Source organism: Amycolatopsis sp. WAC 01375 (assembly GCF_003947325.1).
GTDB lineage: Bacteria > Actinomycetota > Actinomycetes > Mycobacteriales > Pseudonocardiaceae > Amycolatopsis.
The window spans coordinates 20,184-42,093 of the sequence record NZ_QHHW01000028.1; the positions used below are offsets into that span (position 1 = coordinate 20,184).

The 21,910-nt window shown below is 68.2% G+C and carries 16 protein-coding genes; 9 read left to right on the forward strand and 7 right to left on the reverse strand.

The genetic code is table 11. The annotated features are described in order from the left end of the window. Window positions 1-2: 2 nt before the first annotated feature. On the forward strand, window positions 3-413 hold the full coding sequence (locus DL991_RS18285) for a hypothetical protein (protein ID WP_125785544.1): 411 nt from the start codon (window positions 3-5) through the stop codon (window positions 411-413). A gap of 399 nt (window positions 414-812) precedes the next feature. Here DL991_RS18285 and DL991_RS18290 read toward each other — a convergent pair whose 3' ends face one another. Next, window positions 813-1,658 carry a hypothetical protein gene (locus DL991_RS18290; protein WP_125785545.1) on the reverse strand — a complete coding sequence of 282 codons (846 nt, stop codon included), beginning with the start codon at window positions 1,656-1,658 and terminating at the stop codon, window positions 813-815. Window positions 1,659-2,351: 693 nt separating this feature from the next. On the opposite strand from DL991_RS18290, the gene DL991_RS18295 reads away from it, so the two are divergent. Continuing rightward, the gene (locus DL991_RS18295) at window positions 2,352-3,125 is read left to right on the forward strand and encodes an AraC family transcriptional regulator (protein WP_125785546.1); all 774 of its coding nucleotides are present in this window, start codon (window positions 2,352-2,354) and stop codon (window positions 3,123-3,125) included. Between the two features lie 90 nt (window positions 3,126-3,215). Continuing rightward, entirely contained in the window at window positions 3,216-3,944 is a 729-nt protein-coding gene (locus DL991_RS18300; protein ID WP_125785547.1) for a TetR/AcrR family transcriptional regulator, read from the forward strand. Between the two features lie 31 nt (window positions 3,945-3,975). On the opposite strand, the gene DL991_RS18305 is transcribed toward DL991_RS18300, so the two are convergent. From DL991_RS18305 to DL991_RS18330, 6 genes are all read right to left on the reverse strand, one after another. Further along, a complete protein-coding gene (locus DL991_RS18305) occupies window positions 3,976-5,640 on the reverse strand; it encodes an acyl-CoA carboxylase subunit beta (RefSeq protein ID WP_370306718.1) in 1,665 nt (554 codons plus the stop codon). Beyond that, window positions 5,637-6,665, reverse strand: coding sequence for an NAD-dependent epimerase/dehydratase family protein (locus tag DL991_RS18310; RefSeq protein ID WP_125785548.1), 1,029 nt, complete (start codon window positions 6,663-6,665; stop codon window positions 5,637-5,639). The genes DL991_RS18305 and DL991_RS18310 overlap by 4 nt, the downstream gene beginning before the upstream one ends. A gap of 21 nt (window positions 6,666-6,686) precedes the next feature. Further along, window positions 6,687-7,199, reverse strand: a complete 513-nt coding sequence (locus tag DL991_RS18315) for a flavin reductase family protein (protein WP_199746639.1) — start codon at window positions 7,197-7,199, stop codon at window positions 6,687-6,689. A gap of 28 nt (window positions 7,200-7,227) precedes the next feature. Then, window positions 7,228-7,698, reverse strand: a complete 471-nt coding sequence (locus DL991_RS18320; RefSeq protein ID WP_125785550.1) for a thioesterase family protein — start codon at window positions 7,696-7,698, stop codon at window positions 7,228-7,230. Beyond that, the gene (locus DL991_RS18325; RefSeq protein WP_125785551.1) at window positions 7,698-13,496 is read right to left on the reverse strand and encodes a type I polyketide synthase; all 5,799 of its coding nucleotides are present in this window, start codon (window positions 13,494-13,496) and stop codon (window positions 7,698-7,700) included. Before DL991_RS18325 ends, DL991_RS18320 begins: the two co-directional genes overlap by 1 nt. 94 nt (window positions 13,497-13,590) lie before the next feature. Next, window positions 13,591-13,869: a hypothetical protein gene (locus tag DL991_RS18330; RefSeq protein ID WP_125785552.1), complete on the reverse strand. Its 279-nt coding sequence runs from the start codon at window positions 13,867-13,869 to the stop codon at window positions 13,591-13,593. A 75-nt stretch (window positions 13,870-13,944) separates the two neighbouring features. On the opposite strand from DL991_RS18330, the gene DL991_RS18335 reads away from it, so the two are divergent. The 6 genes from DL991_RS18335 to DL991_RS18360 all read left to right on the forward strand — a co-directional run bounded on the left by DL991_RS18335 (window position 13,945) and on the right by DL991_RS18360 (window position 21,872). After that, on the forward strand, window positions 13,945-14,916 hold the full coding sequence (locus DL991_RS18335) for a hypothetical protein (RefSeq protein ID WP_125785553.1): 972 nt from the start codon (window positions 13,945-13,947) through the stop codon (window positions 14,914-14,916). A 10-nt stretch (window positions 14,917-14,926) separates the two neighbouring features. Beyond that, the gene (locus DL991_RS18340) at window positions 14,927-15,913 is read left to right on the forward strand and encodes a DUF1702 family protein (RefSeq protein ID WP_125785554.1); all 987 of its coding nucleotides are present in this window, start codon (window positions 14,927-14,929) and stop codon (window positions 15,911-15,913) included. Window positions 15,914-16,508: 595 nt separating this feature from the next. Next, a complete protein-coding gene (locus DL991_RS18345; protein ID WP_125785555.1) occupies window positions 16,509-17,525 on the forward strand; it encodes a DUF1702 family protein in 1,017 nt (338 codons plus the stop codon). Next, complete coding sequence (locus DL991_RS18350) at window positions 17,522-19,468, forward strand: CRTAC1 family protein (protein ID WP_199746615.1); 1,947 nt, start codon at window positions 17,522-17,524, stop codon at window positions 19,466-19,468. Before DL991_RS18345 ends, DL991_RS18350 begins: the two co-directional genes overlap by 4 nt. A 5-nt stretch (window positions 19,469-19,473) precedes the next feature. Continuing rightward, a complete protein-coding gene (locus DL991_RS18355; protein WP_199746616.1) occupies window positions 19,474-20,514 on the forward strand; it encodes an enediyne biosynthesis protein in 1,041 nt (346 codons plus the stop codon). Beyond that, window positions 20,511-21,872: a cytochrome P450 gene (locus DL991_RS18360; RefSeq protein ID WP_125785557.1), complete on the forward strand. Its 1,362-nt coding sequence runs from the start codon at window positions 20,511-20,513 to the stop codon at window positions 21,870-21,872. Before DL991_RS18355 ends, DL991_RS18360 begins: the two co-directional genes overlap by 4 nt. Window positions 21,873-21,910 lie beyond the last annotated feature (38 nt).

Sequence of the window (21,910 nt, forward strand, 5' to 3'; positions counted from 1 at the left end):
TGATGTACACCCCGTCCGCACGACCCTTTCCGGTGTCGCTGAATCCCGGCGACCCGGTCCGGGAAGCGGTACTCGAGGCCGCCACCGCCCGGCTCGACCAGGAGTTCGGCGATCGGGTCCGGGTGGCCGTGGAACAGCTCGACCGGCTCGGCCCCTGGGTGTTCCTGCAGGGGACGATGCGCGGCACCGAAGCCGGTCGTCCGTACTACGCCGGCACCGTCTACGAGAACAAGCGGGACGACGGCGTCATGTCCGACGTCTACGTCGCCCTGCTCAAGAAGAAGAGCGAAACGAACGTCGACGACGACGCGCGGTCTTGGCGGGTGGCCAACTGCGCCATCGGCCCGACCGACGTCGCCTGGCTGACCTGGCCGGACGAGCACGAAGTACCGCAGGAGCTCTTCGGGTTCTGAGGCGCCGTGTCTTGAATAGCCACTGCCTGTGCGCGGATGGCGGGTTCGCGTGATCCGGCGGACGACGCACGTGTCCAGACGGACGACTCGCCGCGGAGGAAACGCGACCTTCTCACGTTTCCCAGTACATGAAGGCCTCCTTCCTTGCGCCTAGGTACAGGAAGGGGGCCTTGATGTCCTTCAGGACCTTTCACGACGCTCGGCCGCGGCGATGGCGAGCGGATCAGCGGACACCGGCTGGCCGACCGACGCAAGGCTGGCGAAGTACGCGCATGCGGACCGGGTCCGTCCGCTAGACCGAACTCAGATGATAAGAACATCTGAGTTCGGTCTAGCGGAGGTCCGAGTGCGGAAACAGGCGGCCGGTGGACCCCCGGCCGCCTGCCCTCGATCCCCTGGTCAGGGGTGGTAGATCTCCTTGACCGTGGTGATCCGGTCTTCGCCGTCCACGCTGATCCTCGCCGTCACCGGGTTGCCTTCCCGGAGCTGCTGGACCAGCTCGTCCTGGCCGCACGGCTTGTTTCCGTAGCCCTCGTCGTCGATGGTGGCCGAGTCGGCCGGGCACAGCGTGGCCGCGCTGGGCACCTCGGCGCCCTCGTGCAGCGGAAGCCGGTAGGTCTTGCCGTCATCCCGCGGGGTGAGCAACTGGAAGCGGACCATCTGGACGGCGGCGTCGTACCCGGTGAACTGCACCTGCTGGGTGGAGTTCGGGAATTCACGGGGCTGCTCGACGGGTGCCTTCCCGGTGCCGCCCACGGGCCTGGTTTCCAACTGCGGGGAGCTGTTGGGTACGCCGCAGACCACCGCGCCCTGCTCGCCGGCCGAGTCCGCCTGGCGGGCGCAGGTCCACTTCCCCCGGACGTCGAGCACCCGCTCGCCGGGGCCTTCGGCCTGCGGCAGCTTCCGGTAGTACTCGGCGATCACGGTGAACGCCTCGGTGCAGCCAGGGATGGTGCCGTCGGTGGCGGCCACCGCGATCAGGTCCATCTTCCGCCGTCCGGGCGCGCCGACCTGGCCGCCGTGTTTGCTGCAGTTGACGTCACCGTCGGAAGACTCGACGGCGCCGGAGCCGCCGGCGGCCGCTCCCTGCCCGCCGCCGTCCGGCACCTGTTCGACGGCCGCGTTCCGCACCGGGGAACCATTTCCCGAGACATCGTTCCCGCCGCACGCGGAAAGAAACGCGGTGGCGGCGATCGCTCCGCCCGCGATGGCCATTTTGATCGTCTTCTTCGCCGTGAATTCCATTCGGCGCCCCTCTCGCGTCATTGTTCGAAGCTTTGTCCGGAAGACGTGAGAATCGGAACAGGGTTGCTTCATGGAGCCCTTGCGGCGGAGGGTTGCCCGAAGGTTCGCTTCATCCTGTCCGCGCGGGCAGGGTCATGGGCGGCTTCGCAACCTTCGCGACCGCAATCCGGATTCGTGACGGCTCCGCTCTACGCGGTGTCGTGGTGCCCCCAATGTGGCATTGGGGGCACTGGGCGTCCCCAATGCCACATTGGGGGCACCCCTGTCCTGTCGGAAGCGGCCGCTTCGTGCGCGGCGCGGGTGCCGCCGCGCTCCTCGACGCCGACCCGTCCGTTCCGCTGAATGCCCAAACGGGCATCGAATACGGGCTTGTGAACGGAATATTACCGAGTTGATCAAAGGGGTGTACGTTATCCTAGTGGCGAGCGCTAAAGCGGGCTACTTCGGTTATGCTCAACTCGGCGGCAGAATTCATTGTCGGTAACTGACCGCGAAAATGTCACTCGATCGGCGCAATCTCTCCGCCGAACAGCGGCGGCCTTGCCGCCGAATGGCCGACCCGCCGAGGTCGGGAGTTTGTTAGTGTGTTATTGACTAAGTACTTAGTGTGATATGCCCGCTGCGAGCATTGCCGCCCCCTTTATCGCCTGATATGTTGACTGCCATGACGTAGGGGGTCAGGGGCTGGGGGCTATGGACAAATTCTCAGAGCAAGTCGTGGTCGAGCGTGTGATCGTTTCGATGCAGGAGAATCTTGGCGAGCGCCTGACAGTGGACGATATGGCGCGGAGTGCCATGTTCAGCAAATTCCACTTTACCAGAGTCTTTCAACGGGTGACCGGAGTTTCGCCGGCGCGTTTCCTGTCCGCCATGCGGATCCAGGAAGCGAAGAAACTGCTCGTTTCCACCGCGTTCACCGTCGCGGATATCAGTTACCAGGTCGGCTACAACAGTCCTGGCACCTTCAGTTCGCGATTCAAGGAGAGCGTCGGGGTTTCGCCCATCGCGTACCGGCAATTGCGCGGTTATGCGCCGGTTCCGGCTCAGCGGCGTGGTTCGGAATTGGAGTGCCGGTCGTCGACTCTCCGTGGCGATATGCAGGTATGCGGCGAGGGGGAACGGGGCCTGACCTTCGTCGGCCTGTTCCGGGACCCCATTCCGCAGGGCAATCCGGTCAGCTGCAGCGTGCTGTCCGAACCGGGCGATTTCGTGCTCGAGAGCGTGCCGGAAGGAACCTGGTACCTGCTCGCCCAGTCCGTCGCGCCGGGTGCCGAGGAGACCGTGACCGGTTCGATCGGCCCGGACGGCGCGCCGTTCGTCGGTTCGCGTGGCCCGCTCGTCGTGCATCAGGACGTTCCGGTGATCGACGTGGACCTGGACCTGCGGCCCGCCAGGGCGATGGATCCGCCGGTGCTGCTCGCCCTGCTCGACGTGCGTACGGCCGCGCTCCAAGAACGCGCCAGTTGAGTTCGTCCCGCCGCTCGCTCGACGATCTTGCGAACAGTTCACCGCGATCATCGAAGGGTACTAGATGTCGATATTCGGCAGGTCTGTTTCATGAGCCCGCGCAAGTCGGACCCGAAGGCGAAGCGGGCGTTGCTGGAAATCGGGGCAAGGCTCCTGGCCGAGGAGGGGCCGGGAGCGTTGTCGACGCGCCGTGTGGCCGCCGCGGCGGGAAGTTCGACAATGGGGGTCTACACCCATTTCGGCGGCATGCGCGGTCTTGTCCGTGAGATCGTCCACGAGGGTTTCTCCCGGCTTCAGCAACATATGACGAGTGTGTGCAAGACAGCTGATCCGGTGGCCGACATGGCGCTGCTCGGTCGCGCCTACCGGTATACGGCCTTGGCGAATCCGCATCTGTACGCGGTGATGTTCGGCGGTGCCTCGCTCGCCGGTTTCTCGTTGTCCGAAAAAGATAGGCAGCACGGCCGGTACACGTTGTCGAACGTGGTCGAGTGCGTGGGCAGATGCCTTTCCGCCGGCCGTTTCTCCCCGGCCGACGCCGGGCTGGTGGCGCATCAGATGTGGATCGCCACCCATGGCCTGGTGGCCCTCGAACTCGGCGATTATCTACTCAGTCCGTGGGACGCCGATCATTGTTTCGAGGTGCAGCTGGTGGGTTTGATGGTGGGCGCCGGCGACGGAAAGGATGAGGCGACACGCTCCGTCGCCGGATCGCGCGAACGTATGCGCACCGAGTTCCCGGCGGCGGCGGGCTCGGTGCCGAACGGGTCGCACGCCGCCGCCGCGCCTTCGCCCACCGGTTGTCTCTGTGGCTCTTGAACACCGCGTCTCCTGAACACCGGCGCCCTCGTTACAGCGGCACGTTCCCGTGTTTGCGCCGGGCGGGCTGGCGCTGCTTGTCCTTCAGCATCGCCAGCCCCGAGGCCACGGCGGCCCTGGTCCGTGCCGGATCGATGACGTCGTCCACCAGGCCGCGTTCGGCCGCGTAATACGGGTGGACCAGCTCGTCGAGGTACTCGTCCATCAACGTCGTGCGCAGTGCCGCCGGGTCGGCGGAGTCGGCGAGTTCCTTGCGGAACAGGACGTTCACGGCGCCCTCCGCGCCCATCACCGCGATCTCGTTGGTGGGCCACGCCAGTGACAGGTCGGTGCCGATGGACCGCGAGTCCATCACGATGTACGCGCCGCCGTAGGCCTTGCGCAGGATGACCTGGATCCGCGGCACGGTGGCCTCGCAGTAGGCGTAGAGCAGCTTCGCGCCGTGCCGGATCACCCCGCCGTACTCCTGCTCGGTGCCCGGCAGGAAGCCCGGGACGTCGACGAGCGTGACGAGCGGGATCCCGAACGCGTCGCAGAAGCGCACGAACCGGGCGGCCTTTTGCGCGGCCTCGATGTCCAGCACCCCGGCCAGCACCAACGGCTGGTTGCCGACCAGCCCGACGACCTCGCCGTCGATGCGGGCGAACACGCAGACGATGTTGGCCGCCCAGCTCTCGTGCAGTTCCAGGAACTCGCCGTCGTCGACCAGTTCGGTGATCACCGACCGTATGTCGTAGGGCTTGTTGGGTTCGGCGGGCACGATTTCGGCCAGTCGCGGGCGGCTGTCGTGCCGCGCGTCCCGCGGCCTGGCGCGGGGCGGCAGGTCGAGATTGTTGGCGGGCAGCATCGACACCAGATACCGCACGTCGTCCAGGCAGCTCTCCTCGTCGTCGTGGACGAAGGTGGCCACGCCGGATCGCTTTCCGTGCACGTCGGCGCCGCCGAGCTCGTCATGGCTGACCCGCTCACCGGTCACCGCTTCGACCACGTCCGGGCCGGTGAGGTAGAGCTTCGCGGTGTCGCGGACCATGAACGTGAAGTCGGCCAGCGCGGGGGAGTAGGCCGCCCCGCCGGCACACGGCCCGAGCACCACGTTGATCTGCGGGACGATCCCCGAGGCGGCCACATGCCTGCGGAAGATCCCGCCGTAGCCGTCGAGCGCCAGCACCCCTTCCTGGATGCGTGCGCCGCCGCTGTCGTTGATCCCGATGATCGGCGAGCCGGTCGACAGCGCGAGGTCCATCACCTTGTGGATCTTCGCGGCGTGCGCGGCGCCGAGCGAACCGCCGAAGATCGTGAAGTCCTGGGCGTACACGAACACCCGGCGGCCGTCGATGGTGCCCGAACCCGCGATCACGCCGTCGGTGTGCGGCCGGTTCTCGCCGATCCTGAACCCGCTCGCGTGGTTACGCCGGTAGAGCTCGATCTCGGTGAAGGAGCCGGGGTCCAGCAGCAGGTCGAGCCGCTCGCGTGCGGTGCGTTTGCCGAGGGCGTGCTGCCGGTCCACTCCCTTGGCGTTGCCCGCCGTCGCCCGCTCGTGGAGCGCGTCGCGCTGCTCGCGCAGCAGGCTCATCGTCCGTTCGGGAGGCGGCGCGGGGGCGGGCGCGGGCCGGTCACGACGGTGCCCGTTGACCGGGCGCGGCGGATCGGGCCGGTGGTGGGGCACGGGGATGAAGTCGAACTCCGCGGTACTCATGCCACCGCCTTCGCGATCCGGCCGGACTGCCGGTCGGCGAGCAGTCCCCGTTCGTGCAGCCAGCGCACCGTGTCGCGCATGGAATCGGCGACCGGCCGCGCGGTCACGCCTCCGGTGGGTTCCCCGTGCGCCACCCCGGTCGCGCAGCCGCACAGGTAGATCGCGCCGTACTCGGCCGGGATGTGCCATGGCCACACGCGCTGCAGCGCCCCCGTCAGGCGGCCGACCGGTGTCATCGCCCTGGCTGGGAGGAAGACCGCGGGCAGCGCCCTGGCGGTCACCTCGCGCAGGGTCCGGACGTAGTCCCGGGTGGACAGATAGGTGCCGGGGCCGAAGAAACGGTTACCCGACAGGATGTCGGCGTCGATCAAGCGCGCGTGCAGACTCGCCGTGTCACGGACGTCCCCCACCGGGAAACCGCCGGCGGGCCAGATCGGCATGAGACCGCGTAAAGCGTTGCGCAGCCTGGCGTTCTGGTCGCCGAGATACGGGTCGTGTGGCCCGATGAGCGCGGACGGATAGGTGATCACGACGGGCGCTCCTTCCCTCTGGTGACGCCGCGCGATCTCCTCGGCGGCGGCCTTGCTCGCGAGATAGGGCTCGCGTGCGGTACCGACCGGCGTGTCCGCCCGCAGCGTGCCCGCCGCCGCGGGCAGCATCGCCCCGACCGTGGACACGTGCACGATCCGCCCGGCCCCCGCGCGCCGTGCGGCATCGAGCACCACGGCGGTGCCGATTTCGTTGGTGCGCCACATGACGCGTCTTTGCCTGCTGTCGAAGGAGTACACGGCGGCCGCGTGGAGCACGGCGTCGGCGCCGCGCACCAGCGCGGCGACCCGGCGTTCGTCGGTCACGTCCCCGGTGATCACCTCGATCGCGCTCGTGTCGACGCCGAGCGGTGCCAGCGATCTGTCCACAGCGGACTCGTCGCGGACGAGCAGGCGCAGCGAATGGCCCGCCCTGGCGATCGCGGCCACCGAGTGGGAGCCGAGGAATCCGGTCGCGCCGGTGACGCTTACCAGCATCGAACGTCTCCGTTTCACGGGTCAGGCCACCCGATGGAAGGCGCCGGCGTAGAACACCAGCGCCTTCTGGTCGGGGATCCGGCGCGAATCGAGCACCCGGCCGAGGAAGATGGAATGGTCGCCGCCGTCATAGGACTCGGTCAGCTCGCATTCCAGCCAGGCGAGCGAACCGGACAGCAGCGGGGCACCCGTGCGCGGGCCCGGCACCCAGTCGACCGCGTCGAACTGGGCCACCCCGTTCGGACGGCTCCGGTCGGCGAAGTACCGCGCCAGATGTTCCTGATCGGCGCCGAGCATGGACACCGCGAACGTGCGTGACGACACGATCGCGGCGTGCATCCTGGCCGTACGGCTGATGCAGCACAGCACCAGCGGCGGCTCGAGCGACACCGAGCTGAACGCGTTGGCGGTCATCCCGTGACAGCGCTCGCCGGGCGCGGTCACGACGGTGATCCCGGTGGCGAACTGGGCCATCGCCTCGCGTAGCGAGACCGGCGTCGGATCGGCCGCCTGCCGGAAACCGGCGGTGGACATCGGCACGGACTGCCCGTTGCTGGTCATGTCATCCTCCCGCGGCGGTCATGAGCGCCGCGCGAGCGGCGGACGGCGATTCGGCGTACGGGGCGAGTGCCGCCCGCAGCTCTTCGGGCACCCTGGCCGGGACGGTGTCGGCGTTGGGGCCGCGCATGCACGCGACCCGCTGCCGTCCCTTGGCCACCACGAGTTCGAGGCCTTCCTTGAGGTGCACGTAGTCGAAGCTGAACTGGATCTGGGTCTGCGTCAGTTCTTCGAGCCGCATGCGCACCGACAGGTCGTCGAAGGCGGTGATCTCGGCGTAGAACTCGCATTCGACCTTGAGCGTGAACAGCTTCAGGTCGTCCTGGAGTTCGGCCAGCACGCCCGGCGCGCGATCCCGCAGGAACATCTCCCGGCACCGTCCCTGCCAGCGCAGGTAGTTGACGTAGTAGACATTGCCGACGATGTTCGTCTCCTCGAACCCGACGGTGTGCCGGATCTCGAAATAGCCGGGCATCAGCGCCCCTCCTTGCCGGTCAGTACCGCGAACACGACCGGATCGGGGACGTCCTCGATCCGGGTCACCCAGGTGGCGATCACCGCGTCCCCGGCGGACAGGGTCACCCACCGGTCGGCGTGGATCTTGTCGACGGTGAGCGCCTGTGTCGTCGCGCCCGCTTTGCGCAGGCACTCCAACGCGGCCCAGATCCGGGTTCCCGCCACGGACATCTCGTCGCCGAGCAGGCTCAGGACGGACAGTTGCCGGTCGCCGAGCAGTTCGGCCCAGTCCCGTTCGGAGCGGGTGATCGCCACCTCGACGTCGCAGCCGATCCGCCCGGTGCCCGCCAGTGCCAGCGTGAGGCCCGCGCCGTGGGCCGCGGAGACGTCGGCGCCGTCGATCTCCGGCTTGCCGTCGGGCCGGTAGCGCACCGATACCGGCTTGTTCAGTGCCCTGCCCAGTGCGAGCGCGGTCTGCGCACGCCGTTCGGGGACGGCCACCGTCTTGGGGTCGGGCTCGACCACGACCGCCCTGCTGCCACCGAGCACCCGCTCCAGCGAGCGCTCCAGGTATCCGCTCAGCATGGGCGCGACCCACGGGCCGGCGCCGTCGTTCTTGCGGACCGCCCGCAGCGTCAGGCCTTCCCAGCGCTCCAGCAGCGAGCCGTCCGGCGTGAACAGGTCGATGTCGTAGGTGTAGCTGTCGCCGTCCTGCGCACGCTCCTTCGCGTCGAGCACGACAAAGTCGGGCACGTCGTCCGGCGGCATGAGGTGGATCCGCTCGATCCGCTCGGGCAGCAGGGTGGCGTCCGGGACGCAGCATTGCAGCGCGTGCATCGCGGTGTCCCGCGTCCCCGGGTCGGCGAGCACCATCTCCTGCGGCAGGAACGTGTCGAACCAGCCGGTCTGGTGACGGGCGTCGACCTCGGCCACCGCGTGCCGGGCACCGGCCAGCCGGTAGGCGAGCAGCCGCTGGAAACGCTTGCCCTGGAACATGATCCCGCCGTAGAGCTCGGCGGCGGGGTCCACCGGCACCGGGGGCAGCCCGGTCGCGACGGCCGCCGGTTCCCCGGACAGGTCCGGTCGCGGCCAGCGCAGTGTCGCGCGGAAGTGGTCGGCGCCGAAGCCGGTCTCCTCACTGCGGATCACCACGTCGACGGTGTCCCCGTCGACGGCGAGCGCGGCGAGGCGGATCGTGGTCGAGCTGTCCGGTCGCACCACGATCGGCCGGAGGAACTCGAGGTTCTCCAGCATCGGGGGCCCCTCGTTCCCGGAGAGCGCGATGGCGGCCTGCGTCATCGCCTCCATCCCGATCACCGCCGGGAACAGCAGGTCACCGTCGAGCAGGTGATCCGACAGGTAAGGGTCGCTGCTCTCGGACAGGCCTGCCTCGGTGATCAGCTCGACACCCGGATAGTGCACGAGAGTGCGGTCCAGGAAGCGTCGCAGCGGAAGCGCCGGACGTCGCAGGGCCAGCGTCGGCAGCCCGCCGGTACGCCCGCTCACCACCAGCACCGGGCCCAGTTCCGGGTCGCCGAGCACCTGGCGCAGGACCGCGAGGCCGTTTTCCGTGGAGATCGGGGTGATGCCGTCCCGCTCGAGCGCCTCGACGACACCCAGCCGCTCGCCCATGCCCGCGCCGGACCAGACCGACCACTCCAGTGCGATCGCCCGCGCCCGCGGGTGTTCGGCCTGGAAACGCACGGCCAGCTCGCTCATCCAGTCGTTGGCGGTGGCGTAGTGCGCCTCTCCGCGCAGGCCCGCCCGGCCGATGATGCTGCCGAACGTGATGAGCAGTTTGATCCGGTCCTGATCGACGGCGGCCAGTACCGCGCGCAGCCCGTCGATCTTGGGCGACAGTGTCGCGCGGAACTTCTCCTCGGTGAGGCTGTACAGCGAGTCCGGCTCGTTGCGGCCCGCGCCGTGCAGGATCGCGGTCACCGGGCCGAGTTCCGCCTCGGCGGCCGTCACCGCGGCGGCGACCTGGCCTGCCGAAGTGACGTCGGCGCGGTGATAGGAGTACCGCACCCCGGAGGCTTCGAACCGCTCCAGGTTGGCCGCGAGTTCCGTGTCTTCCGCCGGGTCGGCACGGCCGAGCAGGGCGAGCCTCGCGCCGGAATCCTTGGCGATGGCCAAGGCGCTTTCCGCGGTGATTCCCTTGCCGCCACCGGTCACGAGCAGGACGTCGGTCTCGCCAAGGTTCGACGGCTCGGCGGCGACCCGGGGCATCGGCCGCAGCACCGGGACCGAGCGCGTGCCGTTCGCGGCGTACCGCACCTCCGCGAAACCGGCGGTGCCCGCGGTCTCGGACACGACCCGCGTCACCGCCAGCCGGATCGCGTCCGGATCGACCGCCAGGACATCGGGGAGCTCGACGATCGTGGTGGGCGCCGAGGGGTCTTCCAGATGCAGTGTCTTGGCCAGGCCCGAGGCGCCGAGCCCCTGCTGGACGACGACGAACCGGGTGCCGTTCGGCCGGGACACCGCGGCGCGGCCGGCGTCGAGGAACAGCCCGACCTGGTGCTCGTCGCAGTCCGGAGGCAGGCACAGCAGCACACCCTCGCCGAGGCCGGCGGTGGCCAGCGCCGCCCGCAGCGGCTCCGCGAGCGGGTGTCCGTCGGGGGCGAACACCGCCCAGTCACTCGTCTCCGTACCGGCGTGCGGTGCGGCGACGGCGCGCGGCTGCTCAGTCCAGGTGACCGCGAACGGACGCACCCAGGAGGCCACCCCCGGAGCCTCCCCCGACGGCTGCCCGGCATCGTGCGCGGTGTCCGCGAGCTGGTCGATGATCTCGGCCAGTTCACCGAACCGTGCGGTGGCGAAGTTCGGCGTCGCGGTGAGCGGCGGCCTGCCGAGCTCGCGGGTGACCTCGTTGACGATCTGGCCGACGGTGATCGAACTCAGGTGCAGGTCGTCGAGCGGGTGGGTGTCCGGGCCGACGGCTTCCAGCGGCAGCTCGACGCGCTCGGCCGCCAGCCTGCGCAGCAGTTCCAGCGTGGAGGTCTTCGTGTCCGCTTCCTCGGCCACGGTGCCGGCCGGGTTCCGCACGTCGGCGGCGTCGGCGGCGACGAGCAGATCCGCGCTGATCTCCGGGGCCGTTTCGCAAGGACTGGCAAGGAAACTGAATTCGGTCTCCATCGGCAGCGGTTTCACCGCGCGTCCGGCGTACAGGACGGTGGTGTCGATCGAGGCGCCCGCCGCGTACGCGGCACCGACCACGGACAGCAGCGGAGCCAGCGAAGTGTTGTCGGTGTCCATCGACAGCACCGGTGTGTCCGGGGAGATCCCGGTCAGCAGTCCGGCGAGGACCCGGCCGGGCCCGACTTCGAGCGCGAGGTCCGCGCCCTCGACGGCTTTGGCGGCGGCGGCGTGGAAACGCACCGGCTCGAGCACCTGCTCGCGCAGCAGCTCACGCAGGTCGGTGTCCGGGGCGAGGACGTCGCCGGTCACGGTGGACACGACGTTCCCGGTCAGCGGGCGGAAGCCGATCCCGGCGAGCCGTTCGGCCATCGCGCCCGCCGCCGGGGTGACGAAGGGGGAGTGGAACGCGTGGGAGACGTTGATCCTGGTCGCGTTGACGCCCGCGGCGACGGCCTTCTTGCAGACCAGTTCGACCGCCTCCACGGCGCCGGAGACGACCGTCTGGTCGGGCCCGTTGTAGCCGGCGATGACCACCCCGAGCCCGTTCGCGAGGTGCAGCGCCTTCTCCGGGTCGGTCCCGAGGCTCGCCATCGTGCCGCCACCACGGCTGGCACTGGCCATCACCTTGCCGCGGATCGCCGCGAGCTCGAGTACCTTCGTCCCGTCCATCGCCCCGCCCCAGGACAAGGCGGTGAGCTCGCCGAGGCTGTGCCCCACGGCCGCGTTCGCCTCGATGCCGAGGTTGTCCAGCACCCGCAACGCGGCCACCGAACCGGCCACGATCCGCGGCTGTGCGACCTCGGTGGCCACCTGGTCGCCTTGGGCGGACACGCCGGCCTCACGGAAGATGCTTTCGGCGATCGGGAACCGGCGCCGGATCGCGCCGACCGCGCCGCGGCCGGAACCCTGACCGGGGAACAGGAAAGTGATCTTCGGTGCTTTGCCGCCCAGGCCCGCGAAGATGCCTTCGGACGCGTTGAAGATCTTGGTCGTTCCCGAGCCGAGCAGGGTGCGGAGCTTGACCAGTTTGCGGACGGCTTCCTCGGGCCCGGTGGCGACGAGCGCCGCACGCATGGGCCGGCCGGACAGCGATCCGGCGAGGGTGAAGGCCAAGTCGGAAAGTTCGGCGTAGGACAGCTTCGCGACCAGCTCTTCGAGACTCGCGATCTTGTCGCGCAGCGCGTCCGCGTCGGCCGCGTCCAGCAGCAGCACCTCGGCGTCCTGACGGCCGCCGACCAGGTTCGTGGCGCGGTTGGGCAACTCGGTGCGGCGCCGCACCCCCGGCGCCTGCTCGATCGCGATATGCGTGTTGATCCCGCCGAAGCCCATGGCCGAGACACCGGCGCGGATTTCCTGGTCCTGAGGCCACAGCCCGGCTTCGGCGGGGACGAACATCGTCGCGTCGTCCTCGAGCAGCAACGGATGCGGATCCTGCTGGCCGGTGCCCGGCGGGATGACCTGGTTGTGCACCGAGAGCGCGGCCTTGATCAGCCCGGCGACCCCGGCCGCGGCCTTGGTGTGCCCGAAGTTGCCCTTGACCGAGCTGAGCGCGGCCTTGGGGGCTTCCGGGGCGGCGTCACGGCGGGCGGAGGACAGCGCGGTGATCTCGGTGGCGTCGCCCAGCGCGGTCCCGGTGCCGTGGCCCTCGAAGTAGGAAACCGACCCGACGTCGTAACCCGCCCGGTGGTACGCGCGGGAAATGGCCAGCCGGTGCCCGCCGGCCTCCGGGCGGGTGATGCCGCCCTTGCCGTCCGACGACACGCCCCAGCCGGTGATCGACGCGTAGATCTTCTTGCCGCGGGCGAGCGCGTCCTGCTCGCGCATCAGCACCACGACGCCGGAGCCCTCGCCGGGCCAGAAGCCGTTGGAATCCCGGTCGTACACCTTCATGTCGCCGGTGGCCAGTGCGCCGGTCTTGGCGAAACCGATCACCTCGAACGGGTCGATCGAGAGGTCCACACCGCCCGCGAGAGCGACGTCCAGGTCGCCTTCGATAAGCGATTTCGCCGCTGTGACAACGGAAAGCAGGGACGAGGAGCAGGCGCCGTCGACGGTGTACCCGCCGCCGGCGAGGTCGAAGTAGTTGCAGATCCGCCCGGCGATGGTGTTGGCGAGCCCGCCCGCGAGGGTGTCCTCGTCGATCGGCGGGAACGGCGCCTTGTACTTCGGCTCCAGGGTCTGGAGGAACTCGGCGACCGTGCCGTCGTCCCAGCCCTTTTCGGCCAGCGCGGCGGCGACCGTCCGGCGTACGTAAGGCCAGCGCAACCGCATCAGGTTGGCACGGGCGAATTCACCGGTGAGGCTGTTGCCGATGACGACGCCGGTGGACTGCTTCGGAAGTCCTTCACCGCCAGGGAAATCGGCGTCGGCAAGCGCCTGTGCCGCGACGTCGAGGGCGAGCCAGTGGGTCATGTCGGTCGATCGGAACGTGCTGCCCGCGACCTTGTACTGCACCCGGTCGAACTCGAAATCACGCAGCACGGCGGCCTTGCTGGAATAGAAGCGATCCGGCGCGGCCGGGTCGGCCGAGAAGTAGTCGGTGTGGTTCATCCGCTCGTCGGGGAGACGGCGAAACGCCCGGCGACCTGCGAGGACGTTGTCCCACAATTCGTCGGTGGAACTCGCGTCCGGATAGCGTAGGCCGATGCCGACGATTGCTATTCGCGTGTTGCTCATCATTCTCCGGGTCCTCCGCCGATGACGTCGATAAACAGAAATGCACTCGCCGAATGCGGCACTTATTCGGTGAAAGGATAAACTCGCCAACCTGCTACTCGAGGCTGCCTGTTGACGTCTCCCGGGGCATCTTCGAATGTGCGGTCAGTCGGCCTGTGAGCAGCCGAAACGGCATAACGGCGTGATTCTTCGGGACGGCGCGCAATTCCATGGAAGCGTTATGAATCGGCGACTCCCGGTAGGCTGACCAGGCGGTTACGCTGGTGTCCGACGGGGTGGCCAGGTGATCACGAAGCAGGCCCGCGCCGACGACGGCGGGCGCACCTCGGATATTGAGCACGATCCCGAACATCTTGTCGGAATGTGCGGTCATCCCCTTCGGCTGCACCTCGCGGGGCGATTGTCGTTTATGTTGTCCGAGGCACAGCTCTCGGTCGAGGGGACGCAGATGGTGCAGCAAAGCGTGAAATCCGTGAGGGTGGGCGACTCGCCCGCGTCATCGGCGTTCGTGCCGGGATACGTTCCCGGCAGGCGATGGTTGATCATCTTACTGAGCTGTCTCGGCGGATTCCTGCTGACGGTCGTCTGGTCGGCGGAGTTCGTCGACCGGGTCATCGGCGACAACGTGGCCAACACGCTGCTCGGGCACGACGTGAAGGAAACCCCGATCGCCGGGGTCGCCGCGGGGATCATGTTCGCCTTGGTCTCCGGGATCGCCGGCACGTTCACCGCGTGCAATATCGCGGTATTCGGTGCGATGGCGCCCATGCTGGGCTCCACCGGAAGCAGGTGGACGAGATTCGCGCAGGCCTTGAAACCGTTGGGCTGGCTGTCGGTCGGGATGATCGCGATCTCGGCCGTCTACGGTGCGCTGGTCGGCTTCGTCGGCACGACGATGCCCCAGTTCGCGACGTCCTCGAACGCGCCGGGCGCCTTGTCCGCGCGCAGTGTCCAGTCGCTGGTGGTGTTCGGGCTGATCGGCCTGATCATGTTCTACCTGGGATTGGCCGCGCTCAAGGTGGTGCCCGACCCGTTCGCGCGTGTCTCGCGGCGTTTTCCCCAGGCGCCGATGGTGTTCATGGGAGTGCTGATCGGCGGCTTCCTGATCGGCAGGCCGTTCGCCCTGTTCCGGCAGATGTTCCGTGACGCGGCGGAGAGTCACAACCCGCTCTACGGCGCGGCCGCGTTCGTCCTGCAGTCGGTCGGGAACATCGTGATCATGGCGATCCTGTTCCTGATCCTCGCCACCTTCGCCGGTGGACGGCTCCGGCGGTGGATCGCCGCCAGACCGAGCAGATTGACCGTGCTGATCGCGGTTTCGCTGATCGTGGCCGGCGTGTTCACCGTTCTGTACTGGGATGTCCGCCTGCTCGCACGGCGCGACATCATCCCCTGGTACCCCGTCGCCCCGTGGGGTTGAGGAGCAGACCATGCCCACCGCACTCGGATCCGTTCGCAGATACGTCCTGACCCCGCAGCTGCGCGACGTGACCTTCGCCAGACGCGGGTTCCCGGCGGCGGCCGCGCCCGCGGCGGGCACCCTCGAGGCGATCCCGCAGGCGGTGCTCTGCGGGTTCGAGTGGGGGATCGACGCCAGGGATCAATGGGAGCTGGAGCGCAGGCTCGAACTGGTCCTTCCCGAGCAGCTCGGCTTCGCGTACGAGGGCGCGACCATGGCCTGCACCGTGCTGGACGCCATGCGCGGCGGCCGGGGCACGCGGACACGCGAGCTGCTCGAAGGGCCGGGCGCGCCGCATATCTTCCTTGCCTACATCGGGATCGGCTTCGCCATGGCCCGGCTGCCGAGGGCGTTGTGGGGCAAGGTGGTCCCGGCACTGAGCACGTCGCCGTACCACCCGACGATGAGCTGGCTCGCCGTCGACGGCTACGGCTTCGACCGCGCCTACTTCGACACCCGGAAGTGGGTCGACGAGCAGCGGATCCCGAAGCCGTACCCGTGGCAGGGTTGCCCGGAGTACTTCCCGCGAGCGATCGACCAGGGGATCGGGCGGGCGCTGTGGTTCATCAACGGCGCCGTTCCCGAGGCCGTCGCCGAGGCTGTCGGACGCTTTGGCGATGAACGCGGACCGGACCTGTGGAGCGGCGTCGGTCTCGCGGCGACTTTCGCCGGTGGTTGCCCGCCGGACGGGTTGGTGGACCTCCGCCGCGCGGCCGGGCGCTACCGGCCCGATCTCGCGCTGGGCATGGTGTTCGCGGCCAAGGCCAGGGTCCACGCCGGTTTCGTGCCGGAACACAGTGAGCAGGCCGTCCGCGCGTTCGGCGACCTGACCCTCGACGCGGCCGTGAGGCTGGCCGACGGGACGGCCGTCCACGACGGCGGAAGCCCCGCCGAACCGCCTTACGAGCTGTGGCGGCAGAAGATCCGCGCGCATTTCGCTTCGCTCGACGCCGGCTGAGGTCGCGCGTGAAGGCCGACCCCGGCGGTGAAATGCCTGTTTGGTGCCCATGTGTACGGTTTTGCAGGAAGGTCGTGAGTGGTAACGACGCTATCGAGCGGTAAGTCAACCGTGGCGTGAGGGCTGCGGCACTCCCCGGTCCGTGAAGGCCTCCTTCGCTACCCTGAGGGTAGCGAAGGAGCCCCTCGCTACCCGGCGATGTGACCCCTGGTGTCAGTGGGGCAGACGTGACATCAGAGAAGTCCGTGAAGGCCTCCTTGAGGGACCCAGAGTCCCTCAAGGAGGCCTTCACGGACCTTCGTTGCGACACGCCACCCGCGACCCCCCCCTCGCGAAAAAAGGCCCGAAATGAGGGCTTGGCGTCTGACTTCTGTCCTTTGTGGATGGTCAAGAGTGCGCCAGGCGTCTCGGTGACCCCGCTCCTGCCGCCGACTCGACCACGTCATCCTTGCCCTGCCTATCGTTAGGGTAGGCAAGGAGACCCTCGCGGACCGGCGAGCAACGCATCGATGTCCATTGTGGACACGCTGGACGCTGCACCAGAGCACATTCGGAGTGGCCCGCACCACCGCTCACCTGTGAAGCTCTCTTCGGGATGAATCGCCGAACGAGGGACATACGGAGGCGGATCACATTGGGGACAGGTTGGCGCGCACTACGACGCCGGGTCTTGACACCGAATGTTTCGGCGACATCGCTGGATGTTCGCGGTTTTCACAAAAAGAACCCGGCCGCTCAGGAAATGCTGGAGACCGTCGGTAAAACGTTCCTCACGGGATACGGGTACGCCGCCGAGGCGCGCACCGTCGAAGAGGCAGCGGAGAACCTGGAAACCGTACCGGCCCGATTCCGCGGATTCGCTTATGAGGGTGCGGCCATGGGATTCACCGTCCGGGACAGACTGCCCTTGGGGCCGAGCGGGCTCACCGAGAAATTCCTGGCCGGTCCGGGTGCGCCGCATATCTACATGATCTACGTCGGAATCGGCTGGGCGATGGCGCGGCTGCCGAGGTTCCGCTGGCCGAAGAGCGCGACCACCGATCCGCTGCTGCGCTGGCTCGTGCTGGACGGGTACGGGTTCCATCAGGCCTACTTCCACACCGCGCGCTACGTCCACGAGCAGTACCAGGAGCGGGATTTCCCGTGGCCCGACGGCCGCTCCGGCTATGCCGCCAACGCCATCGACCAGGGGATCGGCCGCGCGATGTGGTTCGTCGGCGGTACCGATGCCGCACGTGTCACGGCGATGATCGGCAAGTTCCCCGAGTCGCGCAGGGCGGATCTGTACAGCGGGGCCGGGCTCGCCGCGACCTATGCCGGCGGGGCCGACGAGCAGGAGCTGCGCGTGTTCGCGGACCGGGCGGGCCGATTCCGTCCCCAGGTCGCACAGGGCAGCGCGTTCGGCGCGGAAGCGCGAATCCGAGCCGGATTGCTCGTGCCGCACACCGAAACGGCCACTCGGATCCTGTGTGGTTTCTCCGCCGAGAAAGCGGCGCAGATCACCCAGGATCTCCGCCCTGACAAAGTCGTCGACGGCGAATCGCCCGCTTTCGAAGCGTGGCGCGATCGTATCGCCGGAGAATTCGTCTCTCTTGGAGGTGTCAGTCAGTGAAGTCTGTAGCCGGCTGGTTGCGCAAGCAACTACCAGGCGTGGTCGCGCTGGTCTTGATGGCGGCCATGTTCGTGGTCGCCGAAAAGCCTGCGACCTCCGCCGCCGAGACGGCGAATCTCGCCGGGAAATTCGGCTTCACCCCGGTTTCGATCGCGATGCCGAGCGGTTTCCCGCAAAAGGAGATCCGCAAGGTCAACAAGGATTATCAGCATATCGACGCGTGGATCTCCTCGGTCGGCGCGGCCATCGCGATGAACGACGTCGACGGTGACCGCCTCGCCAACGATCTCTGCGTCACCGACCCGCGGATCGACCAGGTCGTCGTCACCCCGACGCCGGACGCGAAGGCGGACCGGTACGCGCCGTTCGCGCTGTCGCCGAGCCCGCTGCCGATGAACGACCGCATCGCGCCGATGGGCTGCCTGCCGGGCGACTTCAACGAAGACGGCCGGACCGATCTGCTGGTCTACTACTGGGGACGCACCCCGATCGTGTTCCTGGCCGAGCCGGACGCGACCAAGCTCGGCCCCGCCGCGTTCACGCCGACCGAACTGGTCCCCGGCAACGGTGGCGCCGAGTACAACGGTCCGCAGTGGAACACCAACGCGGTCGCCTTCGACGACTTCGACGGCGACGGGCACGGCGACATCCTCATCACGAACTACTTCCCGCACGGGCCGGTACTCGACGACCGGGTGTCCGGTGGTGTCGAGATGAACGACTCCATGTCGGCGGCCTACAACGGCGGCGAGGACTACTTCTTCCGCTGGACCGGCGCGACGACGGGAGCGAGCCCGTCGGTGAGCTATCAGCGCATCGACGACGCGCTGCCGGTCGACGTGTCGAAAGGCTGGGAGCTGGGCGCGGCGGCCAACGACCTCGACGGCGACGGCCTTCCGGAGCTCTACCTCGCCAACGACTTCGGGCCGGACAACCTCCTGTACAACCAGTCCACCCCCGGCAAGCTGAAGTTCTCCTTGGTCAAGGACGTGCGTTCACCGGTCATCCCCAAGTCCAAGCAGGTCGGCATCGACTCGTTCAAGGGCATGGGTGTCGACTTCGGCGATCTCGACGGTGACGGGCTGTACGACATGTTCGTCAGCAACATCACCTCCTCGTGGGGCATCGAGGAGAGCAACTTCCAGTTCATGAACACGGCCAAGGACCAGGCCGACGTGCGGGCCAAGCTCGCCGAGGGCACCCCGCCGTTCGCCGACACCAGCGGTCCTTCGCGCACCGCGTGGTCCGGATGGGGCTGGGACGTCAAGACGGGCGACTTCGACAACGACGGCGCCGTGGAGATCGCGCAGGCGACCGGCTTCGTCAAGGGCCAGGTGAACCGGTGGCCGCAGCTGCAGGAGCTGGCCACGGCCAACGACGGGATCCTGTCCAACCCCGGCGCGTGGCCGAACGTGAACCACGGCGACGACATCGCGGGCAGCCAGCGTCTCGCGTTCTACGCCCGCAGCGCCGACGGGACCTACGGCGACATCTCCGGAGCGTTGAAGCTCGACGTCCCGGTGCCTACCCGCGGTATCGCGACCGGTGACTCCGACGGTGACGGCAAGCTCGACTTCGCCGTGGCCCGGCAGTGGGACCAGCCGGTGTTCTACCAGAACGTCGCCAAGGACTCCGGTGCCCACCTCGGGCTGCGCCTGTTCCACGAGGCCGCGACCGGACAGGCTCCCGGTTCGCCGGCGGTCGGTGCCCAGGTGACGGTGACGACCCCGGACGGACGCAAACTCGTCGGCCGCGTCGACGGCGGCGGTGGCCACTCCGGCAAGCGCAGCAACGAGGTGCACATCGGCCTTGGCGACCTCGACGGCCCGGTCCAGGTCCACCTGAAGTGGCGTGACCGAAGCGGGCAGATCCACGAGCAGGACCTGAAGTTGACCCCTGGCTGGCACACCCTGCAGCTGGGCGCCCAGGCCAAGGAGAAGTGATCGGTATGGCTGAGAACACGACGAGCACCGCGGCACCTCCGCGGCACGATCCCAAGGTCACCATCGCGCTGCGCAACTTCGCGATGTCGATCTCGGTGTTCAACATCATCGGCTACGCGCTGCTGGGTTTCGAGCAGCCGTGGATCTGGCCGTTCATCGCGCTGGCCACCGGTTACACCGTGGAGATCGGCCTGGAGGCGCTCGCCGCCCGGGTCGACCACCGGGCGCCGCGCTACGCGGGCCGGGGCGTTCGCGGGATGGTGGAATTCCTCTACCCGGCGCACATCACCAGTCTCGCCATGAACATGCTGATCTACGTCAACGACCAGGTCTGGGTGCTGATCTTCGGCGTGGTGGTCGCGGTCGGCACGAAGTGGGTCCTGCGCGCCCCGGTGCGGGGCAGGCTGCGGCACTACATGAACCCGTCGAACTTCGGCATCGCCGTGCTGCTGCTGATCTTCCCGTGGGTGAACATCGCGCCGCCGTACCACTTCACCGAGCATGTCTCCGGTTTCGTGGACTGGCTGGTGCCCGGGATCATCATCCTCGGCGGCACCATGCTCAACGGGAAGCTCACCGGCCGGATGTGGCTGATCGGCGCGTGGGTGATCACCTTCGCGTTGCAGGCGATCGTCCGTGGCATCTTCTTCGACACGTCCATTCCCGCCGCGCTGGGCATGATGACCGGGGTCGCCTTCATCCTCTTCACCAACTACATGGTGACCGACCCCGGGACCAGCCCGTCGAAACCGGCTTCGCAGATCGCGTTCGGTGCCGGCGTGGCGATCATCTACGGCTTCCTGATGGTCGCGCACATCGCGTACGGCATCTTCCTCGCGACGGCGATCGTCTGCCTCGTCCGCGGTTTGTTCCTGTGGGGCCTGCACTTCTCCAACAAGGCCCGCGAGGAGTTCGAGGCGAAGCAACGGGCCGAGGCCGCCGCACCGGAGACCAACGGTGACGGCAAGGTGACGGTCTCGCTGACCCCCGCGCCGCCGGCGACCCTGGACGGCACGGGCGAGGACAAGAAGGTCGTGCGGACATGACCGTCGCGCCGCAGCGGGCCCGGTCGCTGTCCGGCCCGCCGCGTACCCAGACGTTCGGTCTGCTCAGGAAACTCATCGGTGACCGGCTCGCACTGATGACCTCGGCGGCCGACACCTATGGGGACGCATCCCGGATCGCCATCGGGCCGAAGACGCTCTATTTCTTCAACCATCCGGAATATGCGAAGCACGTGCTGGCCGACAACAGTGGCAACTACCACAAGGGAATCGGCCTGGTCCAGGCGAAACGCGCCCTCGGCGACGGTTTGCTGACCAGCGAGGGCGAGCTGTGGCGCAAACAGCGGAAAACGATCCAACCGGTGTTCCAGCACAAACGCATCGCCGCGCAGGCGGGGGTCGTCGCCGAGGAGGCCACGAAACTCGTCGGCAGGCTCAAAACGCACGTGGGCGGTGACCCCGTCGACATCGTCGAAGAGATGACGGGGCTCACCCTCGGCGTGCTCGGGCGCTCCCTGCTCGACGCCGATCTGGGCGCGTTCGACTCGATCGGGCATTCGTTCGAGGCGGTGCAGGACCAGGCGATGTTCGAGATGGTCTCGCTGAGCATGGTGCCGACGTGGATCCCGCTGCCCAAGCAGTTGCGGTTCCGCAAGGCGCGCAAGGATCTCGACCGGATCGTCGAGGCACTGGTGGTCGAGCGCAAAGCCGATCCGCGCGTCGACGGCGACGACGTACTGACGCGGCTGATCGCTTCGACCAAGGAGGAGCCGCGGCCGGAGGTCGCCAAACGGCGGATGCGGGACGAGCTGGTCACGCTGCTGCTCGCCGGCCACGAGACGACCGCGAGCACGCTGGGCTGGACCTTCCATCTGGTGGACCGGCATCCGGAGGTGTTCGAGCGGCTCCACGCCGAGGCGGTGGAGGTGCTCGGCGATCGGCCGCCGTCCTACGAGGATCTGCACCGGCTGACCTACACGACCATGGTGGTCGAAGAGGTCATGCGGCTCTATCCGCCGGTGTGGATCCTCACCAGGCAGGCCCAGCGGGCCGACGACATCGGCGGCTACCCGGTCCCGGCCGGCGCCGACGTCGTGGTCTGCCCCTACACGCTGCACCGGCATCCGGAGTTCTGGGACGACCCCGGGCGGTTCTCGCCGGAACGGTTCTCCGCGGAGAACACCGGCAGCCGTCCGCGGTATGCCTACATTCCCTTCGGGGCCGGTCCCCGGTTCTGTGTCGGCAGCAACCTCGGCATGATGGAAGCGGTGTTCGTGATCGCGATGATCAGCCGCGAGCTGCGGCTGAAGAAGCGGCCGGGATACGACGCCGTCGCGGAACCGATGTTGTCACTGCGTGTTCGCGGTGGCCTGCCCATGACCGTCCACTCGGCACAGTGAATTCCCCCGTAGCACTCCGGTCAGATGACGAGGGTATC

Bases quoted from the DNA above. Each gene is read 5' to 3' on its own strand.
- DL991_RS18285 (WP_125785544.1), top strand. From the start codon at position 3: ATGTACACCCCGTCCGCACGACCCTTTCCGGTGTCGCTGAATCCCGGC.
- DL991_RS18290 (WP_125785545.1), bottom strand. From the start codon at position 1,658: ATGGAATTCACGGCGAAGAAGACGATCAAAATGGCCATCGCGGGCGGA.
- DL991_RS18295 (WP_125785546.1), top strand. From the start codon at position 2,352: ATGGACAAATTCTCAGAGCAAGTCGTGGTCGAGCGTGTGATCGTTTCG.
- DL991_RS18300 (WP_125785547.1), top strand. From the start codon at position 3,216: ATGAGCCCGCGCAAGTCGGACCCGAAGGCGAAGCGGGCGTTGCTGGAA.
- DL991_RS18305 (WP_370306718.1), bottom strand. From the start codon at position 5,640: ATGAGTACCGCGGAGTTCGACTTCATCCCCGTGCCCCACCACCGGCCC.
- DL991_RS18310 (WP_125785548.1), bottom strand. From the start codon at position 6,665: ATGCTGGTAAGCGTCACCGGCGCGACCGGATTCCTCGGCTCCCACTCG.
- DL991_RS18315 (WP_199746639.1), bottom strand. From the start codon at position 7,199: ATGTCCACCGCCGGTTTCCGGCAGGCGGCCGATCCGACGCCGGTCTCG.
- DL991_RS18320 (WP_125785550.1), bottom strand. From the start codon at position 7,698: ATGCCCGGCTATTTCGAGATCCGGCACACCGTCGGGTTCGAGGAGACG.
- DL991_RS18325 (WP_125785551.1), bottom strand. From the start codon at position 13,496: ATGAGCAACACGCGAATAGCAATCGTCGGCATCGGCCTACGCTATCCG.
- DL991_RS18330 (WP_125785552.1), bottom strand. From the start codon at position 13,869: ATGACCGCACATTCCGACAAGATGTTCGGGATCGTGCTCAATATCCGA.
- DL991_RS18335 (WP_125785553.1), top strand. From the start codon at position 13,945: ATGGTGCAGCAAAGCGTGAAATCCGTGAGGGTGGGCGACTCGCCCGCG.
- DL991_RS18340 (WP_125785554.1), top strand. From the start codon at position 14,927: ATGCCCACCGCACTCGGATCCGTTCGCAGATACGTCCTGACCCCGCAG.
- DL991_RS18345 (WP_125785555.1), top strand. From the start codon at position 16,509: ATGAATCGCCGAACGAGGGACATACGGAGGCGGATCACATTGGGGACA.
- DL991_RS18355 (WP_199746616.1), top strand. From the start codon at position 19,474: ATGGCTGAGAACACGACGAGCACCGCGGCACCTCCGCGGCACGATCCC.
- DL991_RS18360 (WP_125785557.1), top strand. From the start codon at position 20,511: ATGACCGTCGCGCCGCAGCGGGCCCGGTCGCTGTCCGGCCCGCCGCGT.